The organism is uncultured Sphingobacterium sp. (assembly GCF_964277905.1).
Classification (GTDB): Bacteria; Bacteroidota; Bacteroidia; order Sphingobacteriales; family Sphingobacteriaceae; genus Sphingobacterium; species Sphingobacterium siyangense.
Genome location: NZ_CAXYKD010000026.1, coordinates 1 through 21,503, shown reverse-complemented (window position 1 = coordinate 21,503; position 21,503 = coordinate 1). Strand labels below are relative to the sequence as shown.

At 40.8% G+C, this 21,503-nt stretch carries 21 protein-coding genes; 9 read left to right on the top strand and 12 right to left on the bottom strand.

What is annotated here, in order from left to right; translation table 11 throughout:
* Positions 1-287: 287 nt before the first annotated feature.
* Positions 288-1,127: a hypothetical protein gene (locus ACHWSC_RS12300; RefSeq protein ID WP_394676958.1), complete on the bottom strand. Its 840-nt coding sequence runs from the start codon at positions 1,125-1,127 to the stop codon at positions 288-290.
* A gap of 220 nt (positions 1,128-1,347) precedes the next feature.
* Here ACHWSC_RS12300 and ACHWSC_RS12295 point away from each other — a divergent pair, with 220 nt between their 5' ends.
* Positions 1,348-1,746 carry a hypothetical protein gene (locus ACHWSC_RS12295; RefSeq protein ID WP_201666518.1) on the top strand — a complete coding sequence of 133 codons (399 nt, stop codon included), beginning with the start codon at positions 1,348-1,350 and terminating at the stop codon, positions 1,744-1,746.
* 50 nt (positions 1,747-1,796) lie between these two features.
* On the opposite strand, the gene ACHWSC_RS12290 is transcribed toward ACHWSC_RS12295, so the two are convergent.
* From ACHWSC_RS12290 to rbfA, 4 genes are read right to left on the bottom strand one after another with little or no spacing between them, the layout of a single operon-like run.
* Entirely contained in the window at positions 1,797-2,447 is a 651-nt protein-coding gene (locus ACHWSC_RS12290) for a hypothetical protein (RefSeq protein WP_394676957.1), read from the bottom strand.
* A gap of 2 nt (positions 2,448-2,449) precedes the next feature.
* Positions 2,450-3,538 (bottom strand): aminotransferase class V-fold PLP-dependent enzyme, encoded by a 1,089-nt coding sequence (locus ACHWSC_RS12285; protein WP_394676956.1) that lies wholly within the window; start codon positions 3,536-3,538, stop codon positions 2,450-2,452.
* Positions 3,531-4,178, bottom strand: a complete 648-nt coding sequence (gene aat / locus ACHWSC_RS12280; RefSeq protein WP_394676955.1) for a leucyl/phenylalanyl-tRNA--protein transferase — start codon at positions 4,176-4,178, stop codon at positions 3,531-3,533. The genes ACHWSC_RS12285 and aat overlap by 8 nt, the downstream gene beginning before the upstream one ends.
* A 29-nt stretch (positions 4,179-4,207) precedes the next feature.
* The gene (gene rbfA, locus ACHWSC_RS12275) at positions 4,208-4,579 is read right to left on the bottom strand and encodes a 30S ribosome-binding factor RbfA (protein WP_088160129.1); all 372 of its coding nucleotides are present in this window, start codon (positions 4,577-4,579) and stop codon (positions 4,208-4,210) included.
* A 672-nt stretch (positions 4,580-5,251) separates the two neighbouring features.
* Here rbfA and argH point away from each other — a divergent pair.
* The gene (argH, locus tag ACHWSC_RS12270; RefSeq protein WP_394676954.1) at positions 5,252-6,583 is read left to right on the top strand and encodes an argininosuccinate lyase; all 1,332 of its coding nucleotides are present in this window, start codon (positions 5,252-5,254) and stop codon (positions 6,581-6,583) included.
* Between the two features lie 83 nt (positions 6,584-6,666).
* On the opposite strand, the gene ACHWSC_RS12265 is transcribed toward argH, so the two are convergent.
* The gene (locus ACHWSC_RS12265; protein ID WP_075990929.1) at positions 6,667-7,725 is read right to left on the bottom strand and encodes an aldose epimerase family protein; all 1,059 of its coding nucleotides are present in this window, start codon (positions 7,723-7,725) and stop codon (positions 6,667-6,669) included.
* Positions 7,726-7,975: 250 nt separating this feature from the next.
* Between ACHWSC_RS12265 and ACHWSC_RS12260 the strand changes: the two genes are divergently transcribed.
* On the top strand, positions 7,976-9,334 hold the full coding sequence (locus tag ACHWSC_RS12260) for a deoxyguanosinetriphosphate triphosphohydrolase (RefSeq protein ID WP_394676953.1): 1,359 nt from the start codon (positions 7,976-7,978) through the stop codon (positions 9,332-9,334).
* Positions 9,335-9,444: 110 nt separating this feature from the next.
* Positions 9,445-11,556 carry a DNA topoisomerase 3 gene (locus tag ACHWSC_RS12255; RefSeq protein ID WP_394676952.1) on the top strand — a complete coding sequence of 704 codons (2,112 nt, stop codon included), beginning with the start codon at positions 9,445-9,447 and terminating at the stop codon, positions 11,554-11,556.
* Between the two features lie 33 nt (positions 11,557-11,589).
* Here the strand turns inward: ACHWSC_RS12255 and ACHWSC_RS12250 are convergent, their stop codons facing one another.
* From ACHWSC_RS12250 to ACHWSC_RS12235, 4 genes are read right to left on the bottom strand one after another with little or no spacing between them, the layout of a single operon-like run.
* On the bottom strand, positions 11,590-12,480 hold the full coding sequence (locus tag ACHWSC_RS12250; protein ID WP_313188714.1) for a TIGR01777 family oxidoreductase: 891 nt from the start codon (positions 12,478-12,480) through the stop codon (positions 11,590-11,592).
* Between the two features lie 27 nt (positions 12,481-12,507).
* Complete coding sequence (locus ACHWSC_RS12245) at positions 12,508-12,888, bottom strand: hypothetical protein (RefSeq protein WP_394676951.1); 381 nt, start codon at positions 12,886-12,888, stop codon at positions 12,508-12,510.
* A 4-nt stretch (positions 12,889-12,892) separates the two neighbouring features.
* A complete protein-coding gene (locus ACHWSC_RS12240) occupies positions 12,893-13,255 on the bottom strand; it encodes a hypothetical protein (protein ID WP_120333178.1) in 363 nt (120 codons plus the stop codon).
* A 4-nt stretch (positions 13,256-13,259) separates the two neighbouring features.
* Complete coding sequence (locus tag ACHWSC_RS12235) at positions 13,260-13,766, bottom strand: GbsR/MarR family transcriptional regulator (protein ID WP_112373885.1); 507 nt, start codon at positions 13,764-13,766, stop codon at positions 13,260-13,262.
* Positions 13,767-13,987: 221 nt separating this feature from the next.
* On the opposite strand from ACHWSC_RS12235, the gene ACHWSC_RS12230 reads away from it, so the two are divergent.
* The 3 genes from ACHWSC_RS12230 (at position 13,988) to ACHWSC_RS12220 (ending at position 16,337) form a co-directional block, all read left to right on the top strand.
* On the top strand, positions 13,988-14,971 hold the full coding sequence (locus ACHWSC_RS12230) for a hypothetical protein (RefSeq protein ID WP_394676950.1): 984 nt from the start codon (positions 13,988-13,990) through the stop codon (positions 14,969-14,971).
* Between the two features lie 115 nt (positions 14,972-15,086).
* A complete protein-coding gene (locus ACHWSC_RS12225; RefSeq protein WP_159731349.1) occupies positions 15,087-15,491 on the top strand; it encodes an energy transducer TonB in 405 nt (134 codons plus the stop codon).
* A 78-nt stretch (positions 15,492-15,569) separates the two neighbouring features.
* Complete coding sequence (locus ACHWSC_RS12220) at positions 15,570-16,337, top strand: suppressor of fused domain protein (protein ID WP_201670125.1); 768 nt, start codon at positions 15,570-15,572, stop codon at positions 16,335-16,337.
* Between the two features lie 61 nt (positions 16,338-16,398).
* Here the strand turns inward: ACHWSC_RS12220 and lat are convergent, their stop codons facing one another.
* Both lat and ACHWSC_RS12210 read right to left on the bottom strand, forming a co-directional pair.
* Positions 16,399-17,688, bottom strand: coding sequence for an L-lysine 6-transaminase (gene lat / locus ACHWSC_RS12215; RefSeq protein WP_201670126.1), 1,290 nt, complete (start codon positions 17,686-17,688; stop codon positions 16,399-16,401).
* Positions 17,689-17,707: 19 nt separating this feature from the next.
* Positions 17,708-19,237 carry an aldehyde dehydrogenase family protein gene (locus ACHWSC_RS12210; protein WP_394676949.1) on the bottom strand — a complete coding sequence of 510 codons (1,530 nt, stop codon included), beginning with the start codon at positions 19,235-19,237 and terminating at the stop codon, positions 17,708-17,710.
* A 125-nt stretch (positions 19,238-19,362) separates the two neighbouring features.
* Between ACHWSC_RS12210 and ACHWSC_RS12205 the strand changes: the two genes are divergently transcribed.
* Both ACHWSC_RS12205 and ACHWSC_RS12200 read left to right on the top strand, forming a co-directional pair.
* Entirely contained in the window at positions 19,363-20,535 is a 1,173-nt protein-coding gene (locus ACHWSC_RS12205; RefSeq protein ID WP_394676948.1) for an acyl-CoA dehydrogenase family protein, read from the top strand.
* Positions 20,536-20,955: 420 nt separating this feature from the next.
* Positions 20,956-21,213 carry a hypothetical protein gene (locus ACHWSC_RS12200; protein WP_394676947.1) on the top strand — a complete coding sequence of 86 codons (258 nt, stop codon included), beginning with the start codon at positions 20,956-20,958 and terminating at the stop codon, positions 21,211-21,213.
* Positions 21,214-21,503: the final 290 nt, after the last annotated feature.

The following is a 21,503-nucleotide window of genomic DNA, read 5'->3' as shown; positions in this document are numbered from 1 at the left end:
ACTAGATTACCTAGATCTTTTAGTTCGACATGTTTATGAGTAAACGCTAATACTTTAAGATTTTTCAAAGCTCTAATCCCTCGCTTATATTTAACGGTACAAATGTAGCTTAAAAGCTTTGTGCTTGTGTCAAAAATCTGTCAAAGGGATTAATTTAGAAAGATTTTAAATAGCTGTTTTTTCTATTTAATAATCTGTTTTATAATTACTTATGTTATAGCTTGATGCTAAATGATTTTCGTCACGATAGATCGTGACGAAAATTTTAAGCGATAAAACACGATAAACTATTCTTTAATACCCGTATTTGTGCTTGCAGAGTCGATGGTAACATCTTCCAATTCTTCCACATAAGGTTCTTCTTCAGAAGTAGTAGCTTCTTGAATTTCACTATCACTATATTGATAATAGCTGTCGAAGGTCTTGCTGCTTTTATTGTAAATTAATGCGTACTTGGAGTTTTTGTTCTTGACAATAATTCCATCGGCAGGAGCAGGTACTAACTTCATTTCATCCATAAAAATTTTCTGTCCCTTTTTGAAGCTGTTGATGAGTGGCAGTTCGCTTGAATATTCCTTCCAGAATAAAATATCGCCTTTTGCCGATATGATCCAGATGGCACTGCTCTGGTAGTCGTTCTTTTCTACTAGGAAAGCCATTTCTTTATTCCAACTGTCTGAATCGTTGCGATCTGTAAAGTTCCCATAGCAGAAAACAGATTTAGCCCGATCTTTTATCCGGGTAAACTTGTATATAGGTTTATCATCTACGGGCTCTAGGTAGCTATTGCCCATAAATATCTTTGTAATCCCCCTTCTGTAGCGTAATGGAATGTTGTCGTATTCCGGAAGAGTGAAGATTGCATTATTCCAATGTTGATAGTCTTCTAATGAACTCCATCCATCAGCATCTTCCAGGTCTTTGGGATCGGCATTGTCAAATCCGACGGCAGCCGTGGCAGCACTGTCTACCTGCAAGCCGTTGAAAGCTTGTCGCTGGCTATAATTGTAATACCCGCCACCCGCTAGGATAACCAATAGGACGACGCCAATAATGATATATACCCTTTTCTTTTTATTTGGCTGTGCGGGTTGTTCTGCAGCGATTTCTTCAACTTCTCTTTTCATGTTTATTGTTCGGCTTAATGCTAAAAATTATACTCATCTCTTTTAAACAAGAGAAAAACAAGTTTAAATGACTGATGTTCTTTTTATTAGCTTTGTTTTTTATTTGTTCTAAGCGTTAATTGCGCTTAAAAATAGAATAATTTTTCAAAAAGTGAAATACAAGTTATATATGTGTCAATATTCAACTTATATTCGTAGCAGTTTTAAAGGAATTTGAATCATGATTATTATCAAAAAATACGTTGCCATCGTTGGACTAGTCATTTCTTTTTTGTCCAGCATGACGCCGTTCTTAAAAGTGCCTATTAAAGGAAATTGGAATTTATATCAGGTAGATGCCTATTTATTCTTTATTACATTACTTATTCTGGGGGTAACTGCCCTTTTATTTTTTGTTCGTGCAGTTCGAGCTTATCAATGGATGACTCGATTAGCCGCCTGTTGGTACCTGTTGAGTATAACAGCGGTCTGGTTTAAGATCAATAACTATTTCGGTTGGGGATTTGCCGATAAATTACTTTCTAAATCCTTGCACATGCGCTGGGGCTGGATTGTCTATTTGATTGGTATTTTACTGTTATTGTTGAGTACCAAGAAGGTTTCTGCGACAGCTGAATAAAATAAAGCCGTTTGTCAAACAAAAAATAAGCTAGATGAAATTCATCTAGCTTATTTTTTGTTTGGACGATGCGGTACGAAATGACTTTTTAGCTTGTCCAGTCCTAAATCCTTTTCAATCTTATCCAGTTCGTAAGACCATATTTTTTCATCCAAAATTTCGTTAAGGACTTTTGGATTAGTAAGATCTACAGGACGTACACGTTGTTCTCTGTTGATTGGTGAGGTCAGTTCCTGCAAAGTGCCACTATGACGTATGATCTGAAAACGGAAGGTAGGCCATTTCCCAACATTTGCAAAGTTGCCTGTGTAAAACTGCATTGAGTCATGCGGCGGTATCTTATTGTTGAAAATACCTTTCACTTTATTCGCTGTCGCTTCAGATACGGATACCAGGAGCTCAAAGCTCGTTTCATTGATGATGTGTAATTTGGCAAGTCCATCTTTGTGATCTCCCGAGATTGCCAAAAGTATTCCTTTTTCGATAAATCGATGTGGTGTCAGTGGTGTCGCATGTTGGTCAAGTTCATCATCTGCGCGACGCATATTACCGAAGACAAGGGTGATTTTATCCATTGGCACCGGAATCTCAAAACCAGTATCATCTGTAACGCCTACAATATCGTTGGGCTGCATGGATGTGATATGCCCCTCAATGGGTTCATCGACAAACCGTACTAAGTCGCCTATTCTAAATTTCATGTTTACTTTACTTTTGTGTCAATAATATATAGTAGCTTTTCAAGATCCGAGTGATCATTGTATAAATGAAATCCGACACGGATGCCCGAACCTCGGGGAAAGCATTTTATGCCCTCATCCAGAAGAGTTTGATAATAGTCGGGGTTGATCTGAATATTGAAAATATTGCTCTGCGGACGTCTATTGATGATGCTATCCAGTAACAATTTTCTGTCGGTAAGTTCAGTGCGGGCATCTTCGATCAATTTTTGGGTATAGGCCACAGTTTCGGCAAAGCCCCATTCCTCCAATTGAAGAAGAGACTGCTGTAGCGTTCCGTGCGATAGGGTGTCCAAATGCCCTGGTTCAAAACAGAGTTGTACCACAGATTTATTCATCCATTGATTGTTGAGGAAGCTGTAATTTTTTTGGATATCCGCATAAAGCATCGCTTTGAGTCTTTCACTTAAGAACACAAAGCCATTACCAAAACCTGCCATAAGCCATTTGTATCCACTTGATAATACCGCGTCAAAGCCAGAAAGTGCGAAATCAAAAAGATCCGTCCCTAAATATTGGGTGCCGTCGCCTACAATCAACAACTCGGGATGCTGATGCTTTAATTCCTGTATGAAGGATAGATCTATTTTTAACCCCGAAATATATTGAACAATGGAAAGGATAAGAACATCTGGTTTGAATGTTGCTATTGTGTCCAATAAATTCGTTTCCAATTGTTCGTCCATCGTGACAAATTGGTGTTCAAAACCACTTAATATCGTCGGAAAATTAACGGAAGGATAATCATTATTCAGTAATAAAACCTTAGCTTGTTTTGGTAAACCTGCCAATAGCGCATTGAAAGCAAAGGAAAAACAACTTGATAAGAAGACATTTTGGGAAGGGCAATTGAAAAATTTACCAAGCGTATCCCGACAGGCATCTAAAGTTGCACCTTGCTGTTCACGTAAGGTGCTGTTCGCGTCGAAGAAATCTTGGTCTCTTTTGGTGCGCCAGGCCTTTGTTTCACGTGAAAGTAAGCCGGATCCTGGTGTGGTGAGGTAAGTTACCGCTGAAGCGATGTCAAAATGTTTACGATAGGGACTACTCATGTCTTTGGTCTTTTGTTAGTATTGCTAAATAATCTGTCAAGGAGAGGTATTCTCCGCCCATGCTTTCCAAATGATCCGTGTGAAATTGGCAATCAATTAAACTAAGTTCAATTTCTTGGGCGATATAAATCAGAGCCGCTTTCGAAGCGTTGGCGACTTTTGAAAACATGCTTTCGCCACAAAAGACCCCATTGATTAACACGCCATAAAGGCCCCCAACCAGTATACCATCTTGCCAAACTTCCACCGAATGTGCATAACCCAGCTCCGCAAGTTTACTATATGCTTCGATCATGTCCTGTGTTATCCAGGTTCCAGTCTGATCTTTTCTATTCATAGTTGCGCAAAGCTGAATGACTTCTTTAAAGCTGCGGTCTATCGATAAGGAAAATGTTTTTTTCCGGAGAACACTCGCCATGCTCTTGCTGATCTTGATCTTGGACGGATCGATCACAAATCGGGGATTTGGGGCATACCAAAGTATCGGGCTATCATCACTGAACCAGGGGAAAATTCCGTTACTATAGGCCAATAGCAAACGATCTACCGAAAGATCTCCACCTACGGCGAGTAAACCATCTTCTTCTGCATAGCTTGGGTGTGGAAACTCCAGTCTTTTAGTATCCAGTTCAAATACCATGGTTATTTAACATGCTGCGATAGATGGTATTATTCTGGTTGACGCGGTTCTTTGCCTATCTCTTCAAATAGTTTATCCATGTGTTCAACATATTCGTTGGTATCATCGAGGAAGAACTCCAATTGAGGAACAATCTTTACCTGGTTCTTAATTTTTGCCCCTAGTTTGTAGCGTATTTCAGATGTTTTGGAACGAATGGCCTTAATATCCTCCTGTGCCGTTTTTGTGTTTAAGAAGCTCACGTAAACGCGGGCAATCGCTAAATCCGGCGTAACACGAACCCGTGTAACCGTAATAAATGCTCCAGGAGCCCATGAATTACCTTCGCGTTGAAATAATGCTGCTAAATCCTGTTGAATCACCCCAGCAAAACGTTGCTGTCTCTTGCTTTCTGTTCCCATCGTATACGTTTTATGTTGAATATTCTCAATTATGTCAAACAAAAATAGCCAAAATTTCAATTAAAAGAGAAATTTGGCTTGACCTCTTGTCGCTTACTTGACAAAAAATATACAATAAACCATCGATTGGTAGCGAACGGATTACAGCTTTGAAAACAATAAAATAAGCAGCACAAGAAAAAAGGCACATCTTGGTTTGACGTGCCTTTAAATTTCGATTCACAATTGGTTAGGTAATTTCTTTCAAGTTTTAAGACTTTGGGGTCTATCATATTTGGTTTGAAATTTCGGTGTATTTAAAGCGGTAAGTATTTACTAACCTTACCATCTTCTATTTTTTCATCTCCCTTACACTACAAACATAGGAATACTTAAAAAACTGACAAAATAACTTTTAAAAATAAAGTGAGTGGTTACTTATAATGTGTGTTTATCGCGATTTAACAAACTTTTAACATTTATTTTTTTTTGTAACGGCCCTTTTTTTTCACCAGATTTTTTGTTTTTCATCAAATTGTCCGAGCAAAATGTATGCAATCTTTGCATTGATATAACCATTTGCAATTGGTATTTTTGTAAAAATTGTATGTGATAGAATTATCAGGAGCTTCAATCAACGCTAAACCGACCAAAGGCTTTTGATAATAACAGGATCAAAAAGAAATTATACGAATGAAAATCTGGCAAAAAAATATAGATGTCGATTCTTTTGTAGAATCGTTTACGGTGGGCAATGACCGCGTAATGGACCTGCAACTTGCTGCTGCGGATGTTTTGGGTTCATTGGCCCATACACGCATGTTGAATAGCATAAATCTGATGACCGATGAGGATCTAGTGCTTGTACAAAAAGAACTGAAAAATATCTATAAAGAAATTTTAGCCGGTGACTTTCGTATTGAGGACTCGGTAGAAGATGTGCATTCACAGGTCGAAATGCTGCTTACACAGCGTATTGGAGAGGCAGGTAAGAAAATTCACTCCGGCAGATCCCGTAATGACCAGGTTTTGGTCGATCTAAAATTATACTTCCGCTCAGAGATTCAGCATATCATCCAGAATACAGAAGCTCTTTTTAATGAATTGATCCAACTCAGCGAGCGATATAAGCATATTCTGATTCCGGGATACACGCACTTGCAGATTGCTATGCCTTCATCTTTTGGATTATGGTTTGGTGCTTACGCAGAAAGCCTTGTTGATGATCTGGAGATGATGCATGCAGCCTGGAAGGTTTGTAATAAGAATCCTTTAGGATCTGCTGCAGGCTATGGATCATCTTTTCCATTAAATAGAACGATGACGACGCAATTGCTGGGATTTGAAGAGCTAAATTACAATGTGGTTTATGCACAGATGGGGAGAGGTAAAACCGAACGTATCTTGGCACAGGGCATGAGTTCCATCGCGGCGACATTGGCCAAATTTGCAATGGACGTATGTCTGTATATTAATCAAAATTTTGGCTTTATCTCCTTTCCGGCACATTTAACTACGGGGTCGAGCATCATGCCGCATAAAAAGAATCCAGATGTCTTTGAGTTGATCCGTTCACGCTGTAATAAGATACAGGCATTGCCAAATGAAATTGCGTTGATGACTACGAACCTGCCGTCTGGTTATCATAGAGATCTTCAGTTGTTAAAGGAAAATTTATTCCCGGCTTTTAAATCGCTGAATGAATGTCTTGAAATAGCAACTTTCATGTTGGAAAACATTTCCGTTAAAGAGAATATCTTGGACGATCCAAAATACGATTATTTGTTCTCTGTTGAAGTCGTGAACAATGAGGTTCTGAAAGGGGTTCCTTTCCGGGAGGCCTACAGAACTATCGGCATTGATATCGATGAAGGCCGTTTCAAGCCATCAAAAGAGGTAAACCATACGCACGAAGGAAGCATTGGAAATCTATGCAATGATCAGATTCAACGTATGTTCGGAGAGGTCAAAGCAACTTTTGGTTTTGAAAAAGTCGAATCAGCATTGAATGATCTTTTAAAATAAAAATGTGCTGTGACCCTACAAAGGAAACAGTACATCAACATAAAACGGCCGATAAGCACATGCTTACCGGCCGTTTTCTTTTCTTATTTTTTTATAGAGAACTTAAAATGTGTCTCGGAGTCGAACGATTCGCCCGCTTTTAACAGGGTTGAAGGAAATTCCGCCTGATTGGGCGTATCCGGAAAATGCTGTGTTTCCAGACAGAATCCGGCATAAGGCAGATATTTATAACCTCTTTTGCCAAAATCATTTCCCGTCATCCAGTTTGCTGTATAGAGCTGTACACCAGGCTCCGTTGTAAAAACATCCAGCTGAATGCCTGTGTTTTTTGAATAGACTGTTGCACAAGGCTGCGAAATAGGCTGGTTGTTGACATAACAATGGTCATAGCCTTTGGCAGCGATCAATTGTTCGTTATTTGCAGTAATATCTTGAACAATAGGTTTGGGTATGCGGAAGTCGAAGGCGGTGCCCTCCACAGGTACTATTGCATTTGGTATCTGGTTGTCGTCTACAAATAAGACCTCATCTGAGTTGATCTGAAGGATCTGCTGCAATACGTCGCCACTGCCTTCCCCATCCAGATTGAAATACGTATGATTGGTCAAGTTGACGTGCGTATCGGCATCCGATTGCGCATGATATTTGATAATGATCTCGTTATTTCTGGTCAGGGTATAAGAAACCATAACTTTTAAGTTTCCTGGAAAGCCCTCTTCACCATCTGGAGAAACATAATAAAATTCGACGTGCGATTGGTAAGTTACCCTTCTGTCCCAAACCTTATCATGAAAGCCCGAAATACCACCATGAAGACAATTATTGCCATTGTTTTGCGGAAGCGTATAGTGTTTTCCGTCGATTTCAAATTTACCCGCAGCAATGCGATTGGCGAAACGCCCTGCTGTGCATCCATGGTATTTTTCATCAGAATCTAGGTAGGCCTGAATTGAATCGAAGCCCAGTGCTACATCCACTAAATTTCCCTTGTTATCAGGTACCAAAATACTGACAATACGTGCACCGTAATCCGTTAAGAGTACTTGCATCCCTCCTTCGTTTTTTAATAAGAGCAAATGCGTGTTTTTGCCTTCGATTGTACCTTCAAAATGTTTTGGAATAAGTGTTTGATATTTCGTCATGATGGATCCCTATTGGTATTTAGGTTAAAGATACAGAATATAACCTGTATAAAAATGACTTTGATAACAGCTGTTTGTAAAATTTGTCATTTTGAAATGCAATCATGGATACTGTTGCAATAATGACTCCTGAATAGGTGAATAACAGGAGTAAAATATAGCGATATGCGGACAGTCATTCGGATAATTTCCGAAGCTGTATCCTATGATTATAATTGTATTTAAAGGCAAATTTATCTAAGTTTGCGCTATGTCTGAAAAAATGAATTGGAAAGATTTGCTCTCTGCAAAGCGCTGGGGTTACGAAGATCGGAGCGTAGATAGTTACCTTGTGGCCCGGTCGGAATTTCAACGGGATTATGATCGTTTGATCTTTTCATCCCCATTTCGGAGATTACAGAATAAGACGCAGGTTTTTCCACTTCCTGGTGCTGTATTCGTGCACAATAGATTGACACATAGTTTAGAAGTTGCCAGTGTGGGACGCTCTTTGGGGCGTATGTTTTATGCGCAGCTGAAAGAGGAAAATCCAAACCTGGATAATGATTACCCCTTTCTGCAAGAAGTCGGAAATATTATCTCTGCGGCATGTCTTTCACATGACCTGGGCAACCCTGCCTTTGGCCACTCGGGTGAATCCGCCATATCTACGTATTTCACAGATGGAGACGGACGTAAATACCAAGAGCAGGTAACGGCCGAAGAATGGGCAGATCTGACCCACTTTGAAGGAAATGCAAATGCCCTGCGCATTTTGACGCATGCCTTCCAGGGCAAAGATCCCAAAGGTTTTGCATTGACCTATACTTCTCTGGCTTCCATTGTAAAATACCCTTGTCTGGCAATTGATGGCCACCTTAAGAAGAGCCATCACCGCAAGAAATATGGCTTTTTTACACAAGAACAAAAGGCGTTTGAGAAGGTTGCCAATGAATTGGGACTATTAAAAGATCCCTCTAATCCAAAGGGCTATCTGAGACATCCCCTGGTTTATCTCGTGGAGGCTGCAGATGATATCTGTTACAATATTATTGACTTAGAAGATGCTCATCATCTTAAAATATTGTCCTATCAGGAAGTCGAAGAATTACTATTGCCACTATGTGGTAAAGAAAATCTTCGTGACAGACTCGATGGATTGCTGGATACCCCAAGCCGCGTAGCATTGTTACGTGCCAAAGCGATCAATACCTTGATTAAAGGATGTGTTGATGTCTTTGTACGTGAGCAGGACAAGTTTCTGTCAGGAACTTTCGCATCAGCGTTGATGGATGCCCTAGATGAAGATATTGTTACACAAATGAACAAAATCTCGAAGATTTCCATTGCAAAAATCTATAATGCACCCACAGTTGTACAGATCGAGATTGCTGGCTACCGGGTGATGGATGCCCTATTGAAAGAATTTGTTCCGGCATACCTGAAGAAGAACAAGAACAATTACGATAAAAAGCTAGTTGCGTTAATTCCTGAACAATTTTATACGGACAAACAAGATTCGTATTCGAAAATTCGTTGTGTATTGGATTTTGTTTCAGGTATGACTGATGTTTATGCGATTGAGCTGTATCGTAAAATCAAGGGAATAACGATACCATCAATAGAATAGGGACGTTTAAGGTAAAGGGTTAAAACATCAATATTAAATTGAGACTAGCTGTAATACCCGAGGGTATTACAGCTAGTCTCGGATCGAAAATCTAACATCTCATATCTAAAATGAAGGTTGTAATTGCTGAAAAGCCCTCCGTGGCGCGTGATCTAGCTCGAGTGATGGGGGCGAAGGAAGTCAAAGACGGTTATATCGCCGGCAATGGCTATGCTTTTACGTATGCTTTTGGTCATTTGGTCCAACTCTGTACGCCACAGGCTTACGGATACAATTCGTGGACAATTTCAAATTTGCCGATTATTCCACCAACATTTAAGCTGGAGTCGAAGAAGGTGAAGCGTGATGGCAAGCAGATGGATGATAGCGGAGCAGTTAAGCAACTCAACACCATAAAATCCCTTTTAGAACAGGCCGAAGAAATCATTGTGGCTACCGATGCTGGACGGGAAGGGGAATTGATCTTTCGTAATATATACTATTTTTTGGGTTCGAAAGTCCCTTTTAAACGCCTTTGGATATCGAGCCAAACAGATAAGGCCATTAAAGAAGGATTTGCCAATCTGAAAGCAGGTACCGAATACGATAGCCTATATATGTCTGCCCGCTCACGTTCGGAATCAGATTGGCTCATCGGTATCAATGCGACGCAGGCCATCACCTTGGCGGCGGGAAATAAAGGATTACTTTCTTTGGGCCGTGTACAGACGCCAACTTTGGCCATGATTTGTTCGCGCTATCTGGAAAACAAAGATTTTAAACCCCAGGCATTTTATAAAATCCAGGCCGGGTTTGAAAAAGACAATATCAGTTTTAAGGCAACCTCCAATAAGATCGATAAAAAGGATGTTGCCGAGCAAACCATTGCGCGATTGACCGTTGGTTCCAATGCCCGTGTGGCAAAGGTGGAAGCCAAAGAAACAAAAGAACAGCCACCCTTGCTATTTGATTTGACATCGCTGCAACAGGATGCAAATAAAAAATATGGTTATTCGGCAGATCAGACACTGAGTATTGCGCAAACACTTTACGAAAAGAAGGTCATCACTTATCCGCGTACGGGCTCCCGTTACATCGGTGAGGATGTTTTTGAAGAAATTGGTGCACTTTTTCAACATTTATCGGATACCGCAGATGAATCCATCGCGTCGATTGCAAAAAATCTGATCGGTGCAAAATTGAACAAACGCTCTGTCGATGACAAAAAGGTAACAGATCACCACGCCTTGTTGGTGACGGATGAAAAGCCGGGGCCCATGCTCAAAGAGCAACAGAACGTTTACAATATGATTGCAAAGCGTATGGTGGAAAGTTTCTCGGAAGTTTGTATAAAAGATATTACCACCGTGACAATTGATGCGCAGGGAGTTGAACTTATCGCCAAAGGTACTGTGATCAAGCAATACGGCTGGCGCCTTTCCGCGGAGCAAATCGAAGCGCCTGATGAAGATAAAAACAATGACGATCAGGATAATGAAAATGCACAATTACCGAAGCTATTAGCCGAGGAATTATTGCAGATTCTGACCCTCGAACTTGCCGAGCGTTTTACCAAAGCAAGACCCATACATACCGAAGCTTCGTTATTAAAGGCCATGGAAACCTCGGGAAAGGAAATTGAAGACGATGAGATGCGACAGGCTATGAAGGACTGTGGACTTGGTACACCTGCAACACGTGCTGCAACCATCGAGACACTTTTTCAACGTGATTATATTAAGCGCGACAAGAAAAAACTGATTCCAACGGAAAAGGGGCTTGCGGTATACAATCTTGTAAAAGATCGTTCCATTGCCAAAGTAACTTTGACCGGTAAATGGGAGCAGAAGCTGGAGGAAATGCGGGCCAATAAGGTGTCCTATGATGTTTTTATGAAGCATATTAAGGACTATACCGCCAAAATCACAAAAGAATTGTTGACACTGCGGATTTCTCTCGCACAAGAGGAAGTTAAACCTCAACAAAAAGGAAAGATAAAATGTCCGAAATGTGAGAAGGGATTGATTTTGCTCTACGATAAAGTGGCCCAGTGCGACCATTATGCCCGTGGATGTGATTTTAAGATCTGGCGGACATTAAATGGTATCTTTCTGGACGAAAAAGAGATGAAGAACCTGCTGGAGAAAGGAAAAACCTCCGAGTTTAAAGGCGTAAAAAATAATGAGGGCGCCATTGTCACTGCGCCGCTTGTATTTGAAAATTTCAAGGTTAACGTGGGATAACTGGTTTACCCCACGTATTTATCTTTTCGGTTTTTATCCCCGCTGCAGAATATCCTGCAAAGCAGTTGAAATCGTTGGAAACTGGAAGGTAAATCCACTATTCTCCAACCTTTCAGGTAATACCCAACGGCTTTTTAAAAGCAGCTCTGTCTCCGTACCAATTAAAGCCGCACCTATTTCCAGTAGCCATTTTGGAGATGGTAGGCCAATTTTACGGTTCATTACCTGTCGAAAAGTTGCCATAAAAGTCTTATTCATAATCGGGTTGGGTGCCGCACAATTGACGACACCATACAAATCCTCATGACCTTTTAAGAACAAAATAAGCTGAAATAGATCTTCAATATGAATCCAGCTAAAATATTGCCGGCCATTTCCCTGTATACCCCCTAGTCCAGCACGTACAAGATTTTTAAAAGGAAGGATAACCCCTCCATCCGCGCCCAAAACTATTGCCATCCGAAGTGCCACCTGTCGTGTCTTTTCCGATTTGAAGTCGAAAAAAGTCTTTTCCCATAATGTTGCAACATCAACGGAAAAACCTGTTCCGATCTCCCCCGAACTTTCTGTCATTGGACGATCTTCGGCGTGACGATAGATGGTGGCGGTACTCGCGTTTAGCCATAGCTTTGGTGGATTGGTACAGCCTGCTATGAGCTCGCCGAGAAGCGTAGTCGTTGCTGTTCGTGAGGAAAATATTTCGGCCTTATTTTTTTCGTTATACCGACAGTTGACAGATTTTCCGGCTAGATTGATTAGCATCGCTGCATTTTCCAGTGAATCGGAAATAGCGGATCGATCGGTCCAAAGGATATTGCCCGGCCGACGGCCAATGATGATCACCTGATAGCCTAATGTACGAAATCTCTCGGAAAGATATTGTCCAACAAAACCTGTTCCTCCAGCGATGACTATTTTATTCATGACAAGTGTATTTGCAGTCTGTTTTAATTATGCATTGAAGGTTGTATCCATGTTTCTTCGTTGTTTTGCAATCCGTTTGCCTCTAAAGAAGAGAAACATATTAAGAAAGAGCATTACACCAAGATATATGCTAAATCCACCGATTTTATAACTCAGACGCTCAATGAGTTCCTGAATGCTCGGCTTGTACAGGCTGATTTCAAGTATGTAGAGTGCAAATCCCAAATTCATGAGGTAGAATCCGATGCGAAATAGATTATTCGTCGCATGGGCGACCTCCAGTCTACCGGCAAAGATATCATTCATGTAAACAATGCTATTTTTAAAAAGCACGTAGGCAACATAATAGGTTAATCCTATTGCAATGGGTAAGTAGATAAAGTACCCGATAACTGTTAAATTTCCCATGATATTAATGTTTAATGGTTAATGAATTCTTTCTTTTTGCGAAAAAGTAAATACTAAGCATATTGAAGTAATGTAGCCCAACAAGGACAAAAAGTAATCGTCCTGTTTTAAAGGCAATGCTGCAGATCATTTCATCAAATGATTCAATTTGTCGCCAATAACTAAATTGCAGGATTGCATAGCCGATGTTGAGTAGGTAATATCCAAGCAGCAATAGATTATTTGTCGTATCGGCCAAGTTGACCTCCTGGCCGAAAAGCGATAGGATGAAAACTCGACCATTTTTATGGAATAACCGGCCGACCCAAAGAATAATATAACAGGTGAGCAGGCCATAGATTGCGTACGCTAGGATATTGAAGTTCATGACGCTACATCATTAGTTTGATCAATTTGATTAATAAATCTCCACCGCTTGTATTGAAAATCTTGTTGGCAATAGTTTCGAGTTGATCCGTCAGATTTTGGATGTCCTTTACCGTTTTATGGAACTCCTTGCCTTCTGCAGTCTGGTCCTTTTCGGTATTCCGGCTTATATCCTTTAGAATATCCATAACGGGGTCAAGCTCTTTCTGCTTACGCATCACTGCAATTTTCATCGCCCATTTTAAGACCTCTTTCTCTGCGACGAAATATTCTTTTCGATCACCAGCAATATGTTTTTTGTAGACAATACCATAATCAATCAATTGCCGGATACTCATATTGGCATTCCCGCGGGAGATCACCAACTTTTCCATAATCTCATCTGTAGACATGGGATTGCTTGCGGAAAGGAGTAGGGCATGAACCTGAGCAACAGATTTGTTGATCCCCCATTCAGAACCTAATGCGCCCCAGGTGTCTATGAACTGTTGTTTTGCTTCTTGTAATTCCATCGTGCTTTTATTTTGCCAATACCTCATTTGTTTTTATCGGACTATTGAACCGATCGGCTTTCCCATCCTTTTTGTGATTGCCTATATCAAAGGTATTTAAAGTTTTTGAATTTTCAATAATTTCTGAAAATAAAATAAATTTAAGAATGCAAGTCACCATATCGTAATAAGAATTTGCTTTTCTTGCGGACTTTTCGATTTGTTTTAACTTTGCCAGCATTATGGCGACAACTTTGTATAATCCATTCAAACAATTTCAGTTTGATTCAGATATTTGTTTTTTAACAGGGAATAAGCTTCAGTCGGAAGAAGAATCCATTCAGGTGTTTCCTGTATGGATGATGAAATCTTTTCAATTGGAAGATAAACCTTTTAAAATGCTGGATGAGAATCTGGTTACTTACAAATCGTTGAAACTACCGTGTTCCATTGCTGCAGCCGAAGCTATTGAGCAAATGGAGCGTGCGGTAGAACAGTCGTTTGAACAAGGCTATGAAGCCGTCAAACAGCTGGATCCATTACTATTGTTTCAATGGATGACAAAAATCATCTATGGGGTGGTTTTTAATGAAATTCTTGCGGGAATTCAGCAGCAAAAAGCTTCTGGTGAAGATATGAACTTTTCTCAGGCGCTTGCACAGCGTTTTACGAATCTACATGCGATGTTACAGTCTCTGGTTGTACCGATGGAGTTTGAAAATACATTCCCATTTTCATTGGTTGTTGTACCTGTTGAGAATGCACCTGATACATTTATGTATCGTGATGAAATCAATACCTTGATCTTTTCGATCCGTATGAAGGATTTTGCTGTAGTTGCCTGTCTTCAAGATAATGCGACAAATAATATTTATCACGAAGATATTCTCAAAGTCATTGCGGGTAAAACATTGCATCCGATCCAGTTTGAAGAATTGTGTGCACGCTATTTTTATTCAGCCTACTTATTTAACCGTCTGCCAGATTATACCTATCTAAACACCCCGCAAAAAGTCTATGTTGAACCTATGCCATTAGCGGATATGTCGATGAAACCTATCTTTGATCATTGGCAAAATAAGACTTATGGCCAAGTTTTGGAAAATTTTTGGAAACCTTGGGGATTGACTTTATTCGAGATTATTAAAAATCCGGAGCATCCGATCAGTTTTCTTGTTGATGAAACAGGGGCGTTTAATGCAGAGGTTGCTATGCCGCTCAATTAGTCCGGAGGATTTAAAGCAATAAATTATCTTATACAAGCGTTAAATGGTACGATTATGGATAGGATAGGTTATGTATTTAACTGGATTTAAGACTTTTTTTTCAATTCTACTTTTTATGGTATTGTGTACTTCCGCAAGTGCACAAGTGATTGCTAAACGGGATATTCCTGCAGACAGTATTGCACAGAACGTTGATGATTTTCCCTATTTCAAGGGCGGGGTGGTAGCCTGGTCCAGATTTTTGCAAAATAACCTGGATTTGTCGGGAACAATCAGGGCAATGGACAGTGTGGCCTATGCAAAATATGGGTCTCGGCAGACGGCAATTCTGAAATTTATTGTTTGTGAAGATGGAGCGATTTGTAATATTGAAATCGAGAATCCCGATAAGGTGAGTCCTGAGTTTGCAAAGGCTGTGTTGTCTGCCATGCGCAGATCGCCACAATGGATGCCGGGACAGGTCAAAGGAAAACCAGTTAAAACAAGATTTAGACAGCCTGTAGTAGCTGTAATTGAATAAATTTGAATAGAAAATAATCGCTAAAATTTTCACCATTTATAAGATAATATGTCATTTTGGGATAAAGTCAAAAAAATTATGAGCGGCGAAGAGGAAGAATCTTCGTCCGAAAAAAAAGATACAGAAATTACTGCTGGAGGGTCTACGGTCTACCGTTATGAAGATCAATCTGATGATAAGGATCCAAAAAACCTATTTCCGGAGGTACAATGTGTTTATCTGGATGAAATCGAGGAGCATTTGACCAAATATATTGCCGAACCTGATATGGTGTTCCATGAGATTATCTCCGAACTTGTTCATATCGATGTGCATTGGATTAAACCAAGTGCAAACTATCCATTCCATATATTGGTTACTTCAGGCATGAGTGATTTGGCTATGCATGTTCCAGATGAAGTGGAAAACAAAGAGTCTTATGAACGGGCGGAGCTGATGGTCGTGTTGCCCGCAGATTGGAAGATCGGAGAAGAGGAATTTCAGGATGACAACAATTATTGGCCGGTCTACTTTTTGAAAAGATTAGCGCGGTTTCCACATGAGTACAAAACCTGGTTGGGATATGGGCATACCATTCCCAATGGGATGGAAGCCGAGGATATTGCAAATACAGGTTTCGGTTGTATGTTGCTGCTTCCACCTATGCTAAGTTTTGATGAGGAATTTTTGGAGTTAAAAACCAAAGATGGTAATCTGATCAATTTTTATGCAATGATCCCTGTATATAAAGAAGAGATGGATTACAAACTTGAAGAGGGTACAGATGCACTCCTAGACCTGTTTGATGAGTATGGAATTTCAGAACTGGTCGATATTGACCGTCCCAATGTATGTAGAGATAGATAGTTTATAAAAAAATAAAGCAATGCTATAGGCTACATTGAAGCTTTTTAGCATTGCTTATTTTTTAGGAAATACTCTTTTCTATAATTGCTATCGTTTTATCGATATCCTCATAACTCACATTAAGGTGCGGTCTAAAACGGATACTTTTCTCTCCACAGCCTAACATAATCAGTTTATTTGCATAGGCATTTTTAATAAATTCATTGCGTGCAGCTTCCGATGTGAAATCCAATGCAACGAATAAACCCTCGCCTCGTAAGTTGGACAGCTGCGGTTTTTTCACTAGCAGTTCCTGGAGCTTATCTTGTAGATAGTGCCCTTTTTCTGCTGCATTTTGAACGAGATGTTCTTGTTCTATGACTTCAAGAATTAATTTAAAGCGAAGCATATCCATAAAATCACCACCAAATGTTGAATTGATACGACTGGATTCTTTAAAGACATGATGTTCCACCTGATCAAATTTTTCCTTACTCGCCAGTATACCACATACCTGTGCTTTTTTGCCGAAGGCAATGATATCAGGAATTACGTTGTAATGTTGGTAAGCCCACATTTTCCCCGTAATACCCAATCCGGTCTGTACTTCGTCAAAAATCAATAGGATCTGATTTTCATCACAGATTTGACGAAGCTGTACGAAAAATTCCTTTCGAAAATGGTTGTCGCCACCTTCACCCTGTATCGGTTCAATAATGATACAGGCAATATCGTTGGGGTTGGCGGCAAGGGCTTGGCGTATTTCTGAGACAGCCTTTTCCTCCAAAGTAATGGTCTGCTCAATATGTTCGCTCGTTAAGGGGTAGCTTAACTTCGGATTGGTAATGCGTGGCCAGTTGAACTTTGGAAAGTAAAGGTATTTTCTGGGGTCTTGTGTATTTGTTAAGGACAGGGTATAACCGGATCTGCCATGAAAAGCCTGTTTAAAGTGAATGACCTGGCTGGCTTCCTTTTGTATTCCCTGTGCAAAATTAAGCCTTGTTTTCCAGTCAAAGGCAGCTTTTAAAGCATTTTCCACGGCGAGTGTTCCGCCTGATATGAAAAAGGCATAGGAGAGTTCTTTCGGTATGGCTACCCGGTCAAAAGTGTCGACAAAATCAGCAAACTCTTTTGGGTAAATATCAGACATGGCTGGCTTATTGACGGCCATTTTGCCTAAGAAGTCACGTTGTTTGACCAAATGTGGATGATTGTAACCCACGGCCATGGAAGCAAACATACTGAACATATCGAGGTATTCATCCCCATTTTCATCCACGACATAAGAACCATGGGATTTTTCCATATCCATAACCAAAGGAAATCCATCGGCCAATATATGTTTGCTTAATCTTTCATGTACGTTGCTCATAATTTTGTGTGTAAATGGTTTATAAATCAAATTTGATACCTTGTGCCAACGGTAGGTCAGTCGTATAATTGATGGTATTTGTCTGACGGCGCATATAGGCTTTCCAGGCATCTGACCCAGATTCCCGACCTCCGCCAGTCTCTTTTTCGCCTCCAAAAGCACCTCCGATTTCTGCTCCCGATGTGCCGATATTGACGTTGGCGATACCGCAATCAGAGCCAGCAGCACTCAGAAATAGCTCGGCTTCCCGTAGGTTGTTCGTCATGACGGCCGAAGACAACCCCTGTGCGACGCTGTTTTGTAGATCTATGGCCGCACTGATATCTCCCTTGTATTTGATTAAGTAAAGAATAGGGGCAAAGGTCTCATGCTGTACGATTTCATAATGATTTTCGACTTCGGCAATAACAGGCTGCACATAACAGCCACTTTCATAGCCCTTGCCTTCAAGTATCTTTCCCTTGATCAGCATTTTTCCCCCCTGTGTTTTAATTTTGTCCAGTGCGTTTAAGTATGATTTTACGGCGGCTTTGTCGATCAATGGTCCTACATGATTTTTCGTGTCCAAAGGGTCACCAATTTTTAACTGACCATAAGCTTTGGTCAGTTGTTTTTTGACATTGTCATAAATGTGCTCATGGATAATAAGTCTTCGGGTGCTTGTACAGCGTTGTCCGGCTGTACCCACGGCGCCAAATACAGCGCCAATGATGGTCATTTTTAAGTCTGCGTCTGGACTAACGATGATTGCATTGTTTCCACCGAGTTCCAAAAGTGTTTTACCGAGGCGTTGTGCTACGGCGACGGCGACTTCTTTTCCCATGCGCGTGGATCCTGTTGCAGAAATCAAAGCGATGCGGTTGTCTGCCGAAAGCCACTCGCCAACTTCTCTGTCGCCCATAATGAGGTTGGATATTCCCTCGGGCAGCCCGTTGCTGTGTAGGATTTCTGCAAGTAATTTTTGGCAAGCTATGGCACATAGCGGTGTTTTTTCGCTGGGTTTCCAGACGACAGTGTTGCCGCAGACCAGGGCGAGGGCGGTGTTCCATGCCCATACCGCCACCGGAAAGTTAAATGCTGTAATAATACCTACAACGCCCAAAGGATGATATTGGTCGTACATGCGGTGCCCGGGGCGTTCCGAATGGATGGTGTTACCATACAGTTGGCGGGATAGGCCTAACGCGAAGTCACAGATATCGATCATCTCTTGCACTTCCCCCATGCCTTCTTGGTAAGATTTACCCATTTCATAGGAAACTAATTTTCCGAGAATGGGTTTAAGTTCACGGAGCTTGTCACCCAATTGGCGAACGATATCTCCTCTTTTTGGGGCAGGTAGTAGGCGCCATTGTAAAAAAGCATCTCCGGCTTGCTTAATGACTGCTTCGTAGTCCTGACGATTGCTGCCTTTTATCTTTGCGATGAGTTTTCCATCGACGGGTGAAAAGGATTCGAATTCTTTGCCCTCGGAAAACCATTGTTGTCCAGTTGATGATCCTAAATTCTGAGAAGATATTCCAAGTGTTTTAAGCGCTGCTTTTATCATAATGGTTTATTTTATTCGTGGAATAGTTTAAATATATGAAATAAATTTTTTATTGACAAGTTTGTTCTGAATATTGTTCAGTGAAAAATAATCGTTATCTTAGATAAGCTAATGTAGACTATATCATGATCAAACAGATTAATATCGATTATTACCAGGTGGACGATTTATTGTCCGAAGAACATAAACTGATACGGCAGTCTGTCCGTGATTTTGTGAAAACAGAGATTAAGCCTTTCATTGAAGACGCGGCGCAGGAGCACCGTGCTATTGCGGGGTTGATGCCTAAATTGGGAGCAATTGGAGCTTTAGGACCTTATATTCCTGCTGAATATGGTGGGGCTGGATTGGATCAGATTTCCTATGGTTTGATTATGCAGGAATTGGAAGCCGGTGACTCGGCAATTCGTTCGGCGGCATCGGTGCAATCCTCTTTAGTGATGTTTCCGATTTATACCTATGGCAGTGAGGAGCAGCGTCGTAAATATTTGCCAGGGTTAGCATCGGGCGAGTTGGTCGGTTCTTTTGGGCTAACTGAGCCTAATCATGGATCTGATCCGGGTGGAATGGAAACGAAATTGACGGCAAAAGGAGATGGTTTTTTATTAAATGGGGCAAAGATGTGGATTACGAATTCGCCTGTCTGTGATATTGCCGTCGTTTGGGCACGAGACGAATCCGGAAAAGTGCGGGGAGTAATTGTTGAACGGGGAATGGCTGGTTTTGAAACTCCGGAGACCCTGCATAAATGGTCGTTGCGCGCTTCCAAAACAGGGGAATTGGTTTTTCATGATGTTTATATCCCCACGGAAAATGTGCTTCCTGCTGTAAATTCAATGCGTGGACCGCTTTCCTGTTTGAATTCGGCCCGCTATGGAATTTCATGGGGAGTGATCGGAGCAGCAATAGACTGTTATGAAACTGCGGTTCAATACGCTTTGGAGCGACATCAGTTTGATAAACCAATTGCTGGTTTTCAATTGCAGCAAAAGAAGCTTGCGGAATTTCTGACGGAAATTACCAAGGCGCAGTTGTTGTCGTGGCGTTTAGGGCAGCTCAAAAATGAGGGACGTGCTACTCCACAGCAAATCTCTATGGCAAAGCGGAACAATGTGAATATGGCGCTGCAGATAGCGCGTGAATCCAGGCAGATCCTTGGCGGAATGGGAATTGTCGGTGACTTTCCAATAATGCGGCATATGATGAACTTAGAGTCTGTAGTTACCTATGAAGGGACACATGATATTCATTTATTAATCACAGGGCAAGATATTACGGGGCTGAACGCTTTTTCTTGATCATTTTCTTTGATCCATCACACCTTCCACGGGGATTAACTATACGATGCTTTAGTGAATTTTTATTCACTAAAGCATCGTATAGTTTGTGCAGGCTTTGTTATGGCCAAAATAAGTCTTTGGTTCGTATGGACTTATTTATTCTTAATCTCATGCTGTCGCGCTATAATGAGCAATCTTCAAAACGGATAACAGGCTAACGTTTTCATAAAAAATGCCTATATCATAGCGGTTTTAGTTGGATGCAGGGACACTTGTAGGGTTATTTACGTAGTGTTATGTTTATTCGCTTTTATTTAGTTCTTCTTTAAGCTAGATTTTAATTGGCATTTAGTTAGCTTTTGGTTAGGGTTTGTTTAGCTACAACCTAAGCTATACCTAAACAAACCCTAACTAAACCCTAAGTAAACCCTAACTAAAGTGGTAAGAAATTATGATTATTTAAAGGAGGATCAGGAGCGCTGTATGCTGTCGCCCTTTTATGTGCTGCGCTGCCATTCTCGTCCAACCTTAGTACTCTCTTGCGCAAACCACCCTCTTTCCGGTGCCCTGAGTGGAAGCCCGCATGGGAAGCAGGGACAGAAATCCGCTGCAGATCTTCGGAAAGTACCCTTTTTGCCACCTTCGGCACAGGACTGTGGTCAGAAACCAAAAAGAATCTCGCACCGTTACAGGTAGTTAGGCGAAAAATGAAATAAATAAGAACAAAAGGCTTGGAAGTTTGTTAGTAAACTCCCTATCTTTGCACCACTCCGCAAGGGAGGGACGGTTACCTCGAAAGAGGGAATCATGAAAAAAGAAGGGTTTAAGAGAAGGTCGGTAGGATTTAAAATCCCGCTCAGTTTATTTTAAACGCGGAAATCGAAAAAAGCGAAAAGAAAAAAACTTCAAAAAGTTTTTGGAAGTTCAAAAAAGATTTCTACCTTTGCAGTCCCAACGGAAACGAAGGGAAAAACAAAGCGATAAAG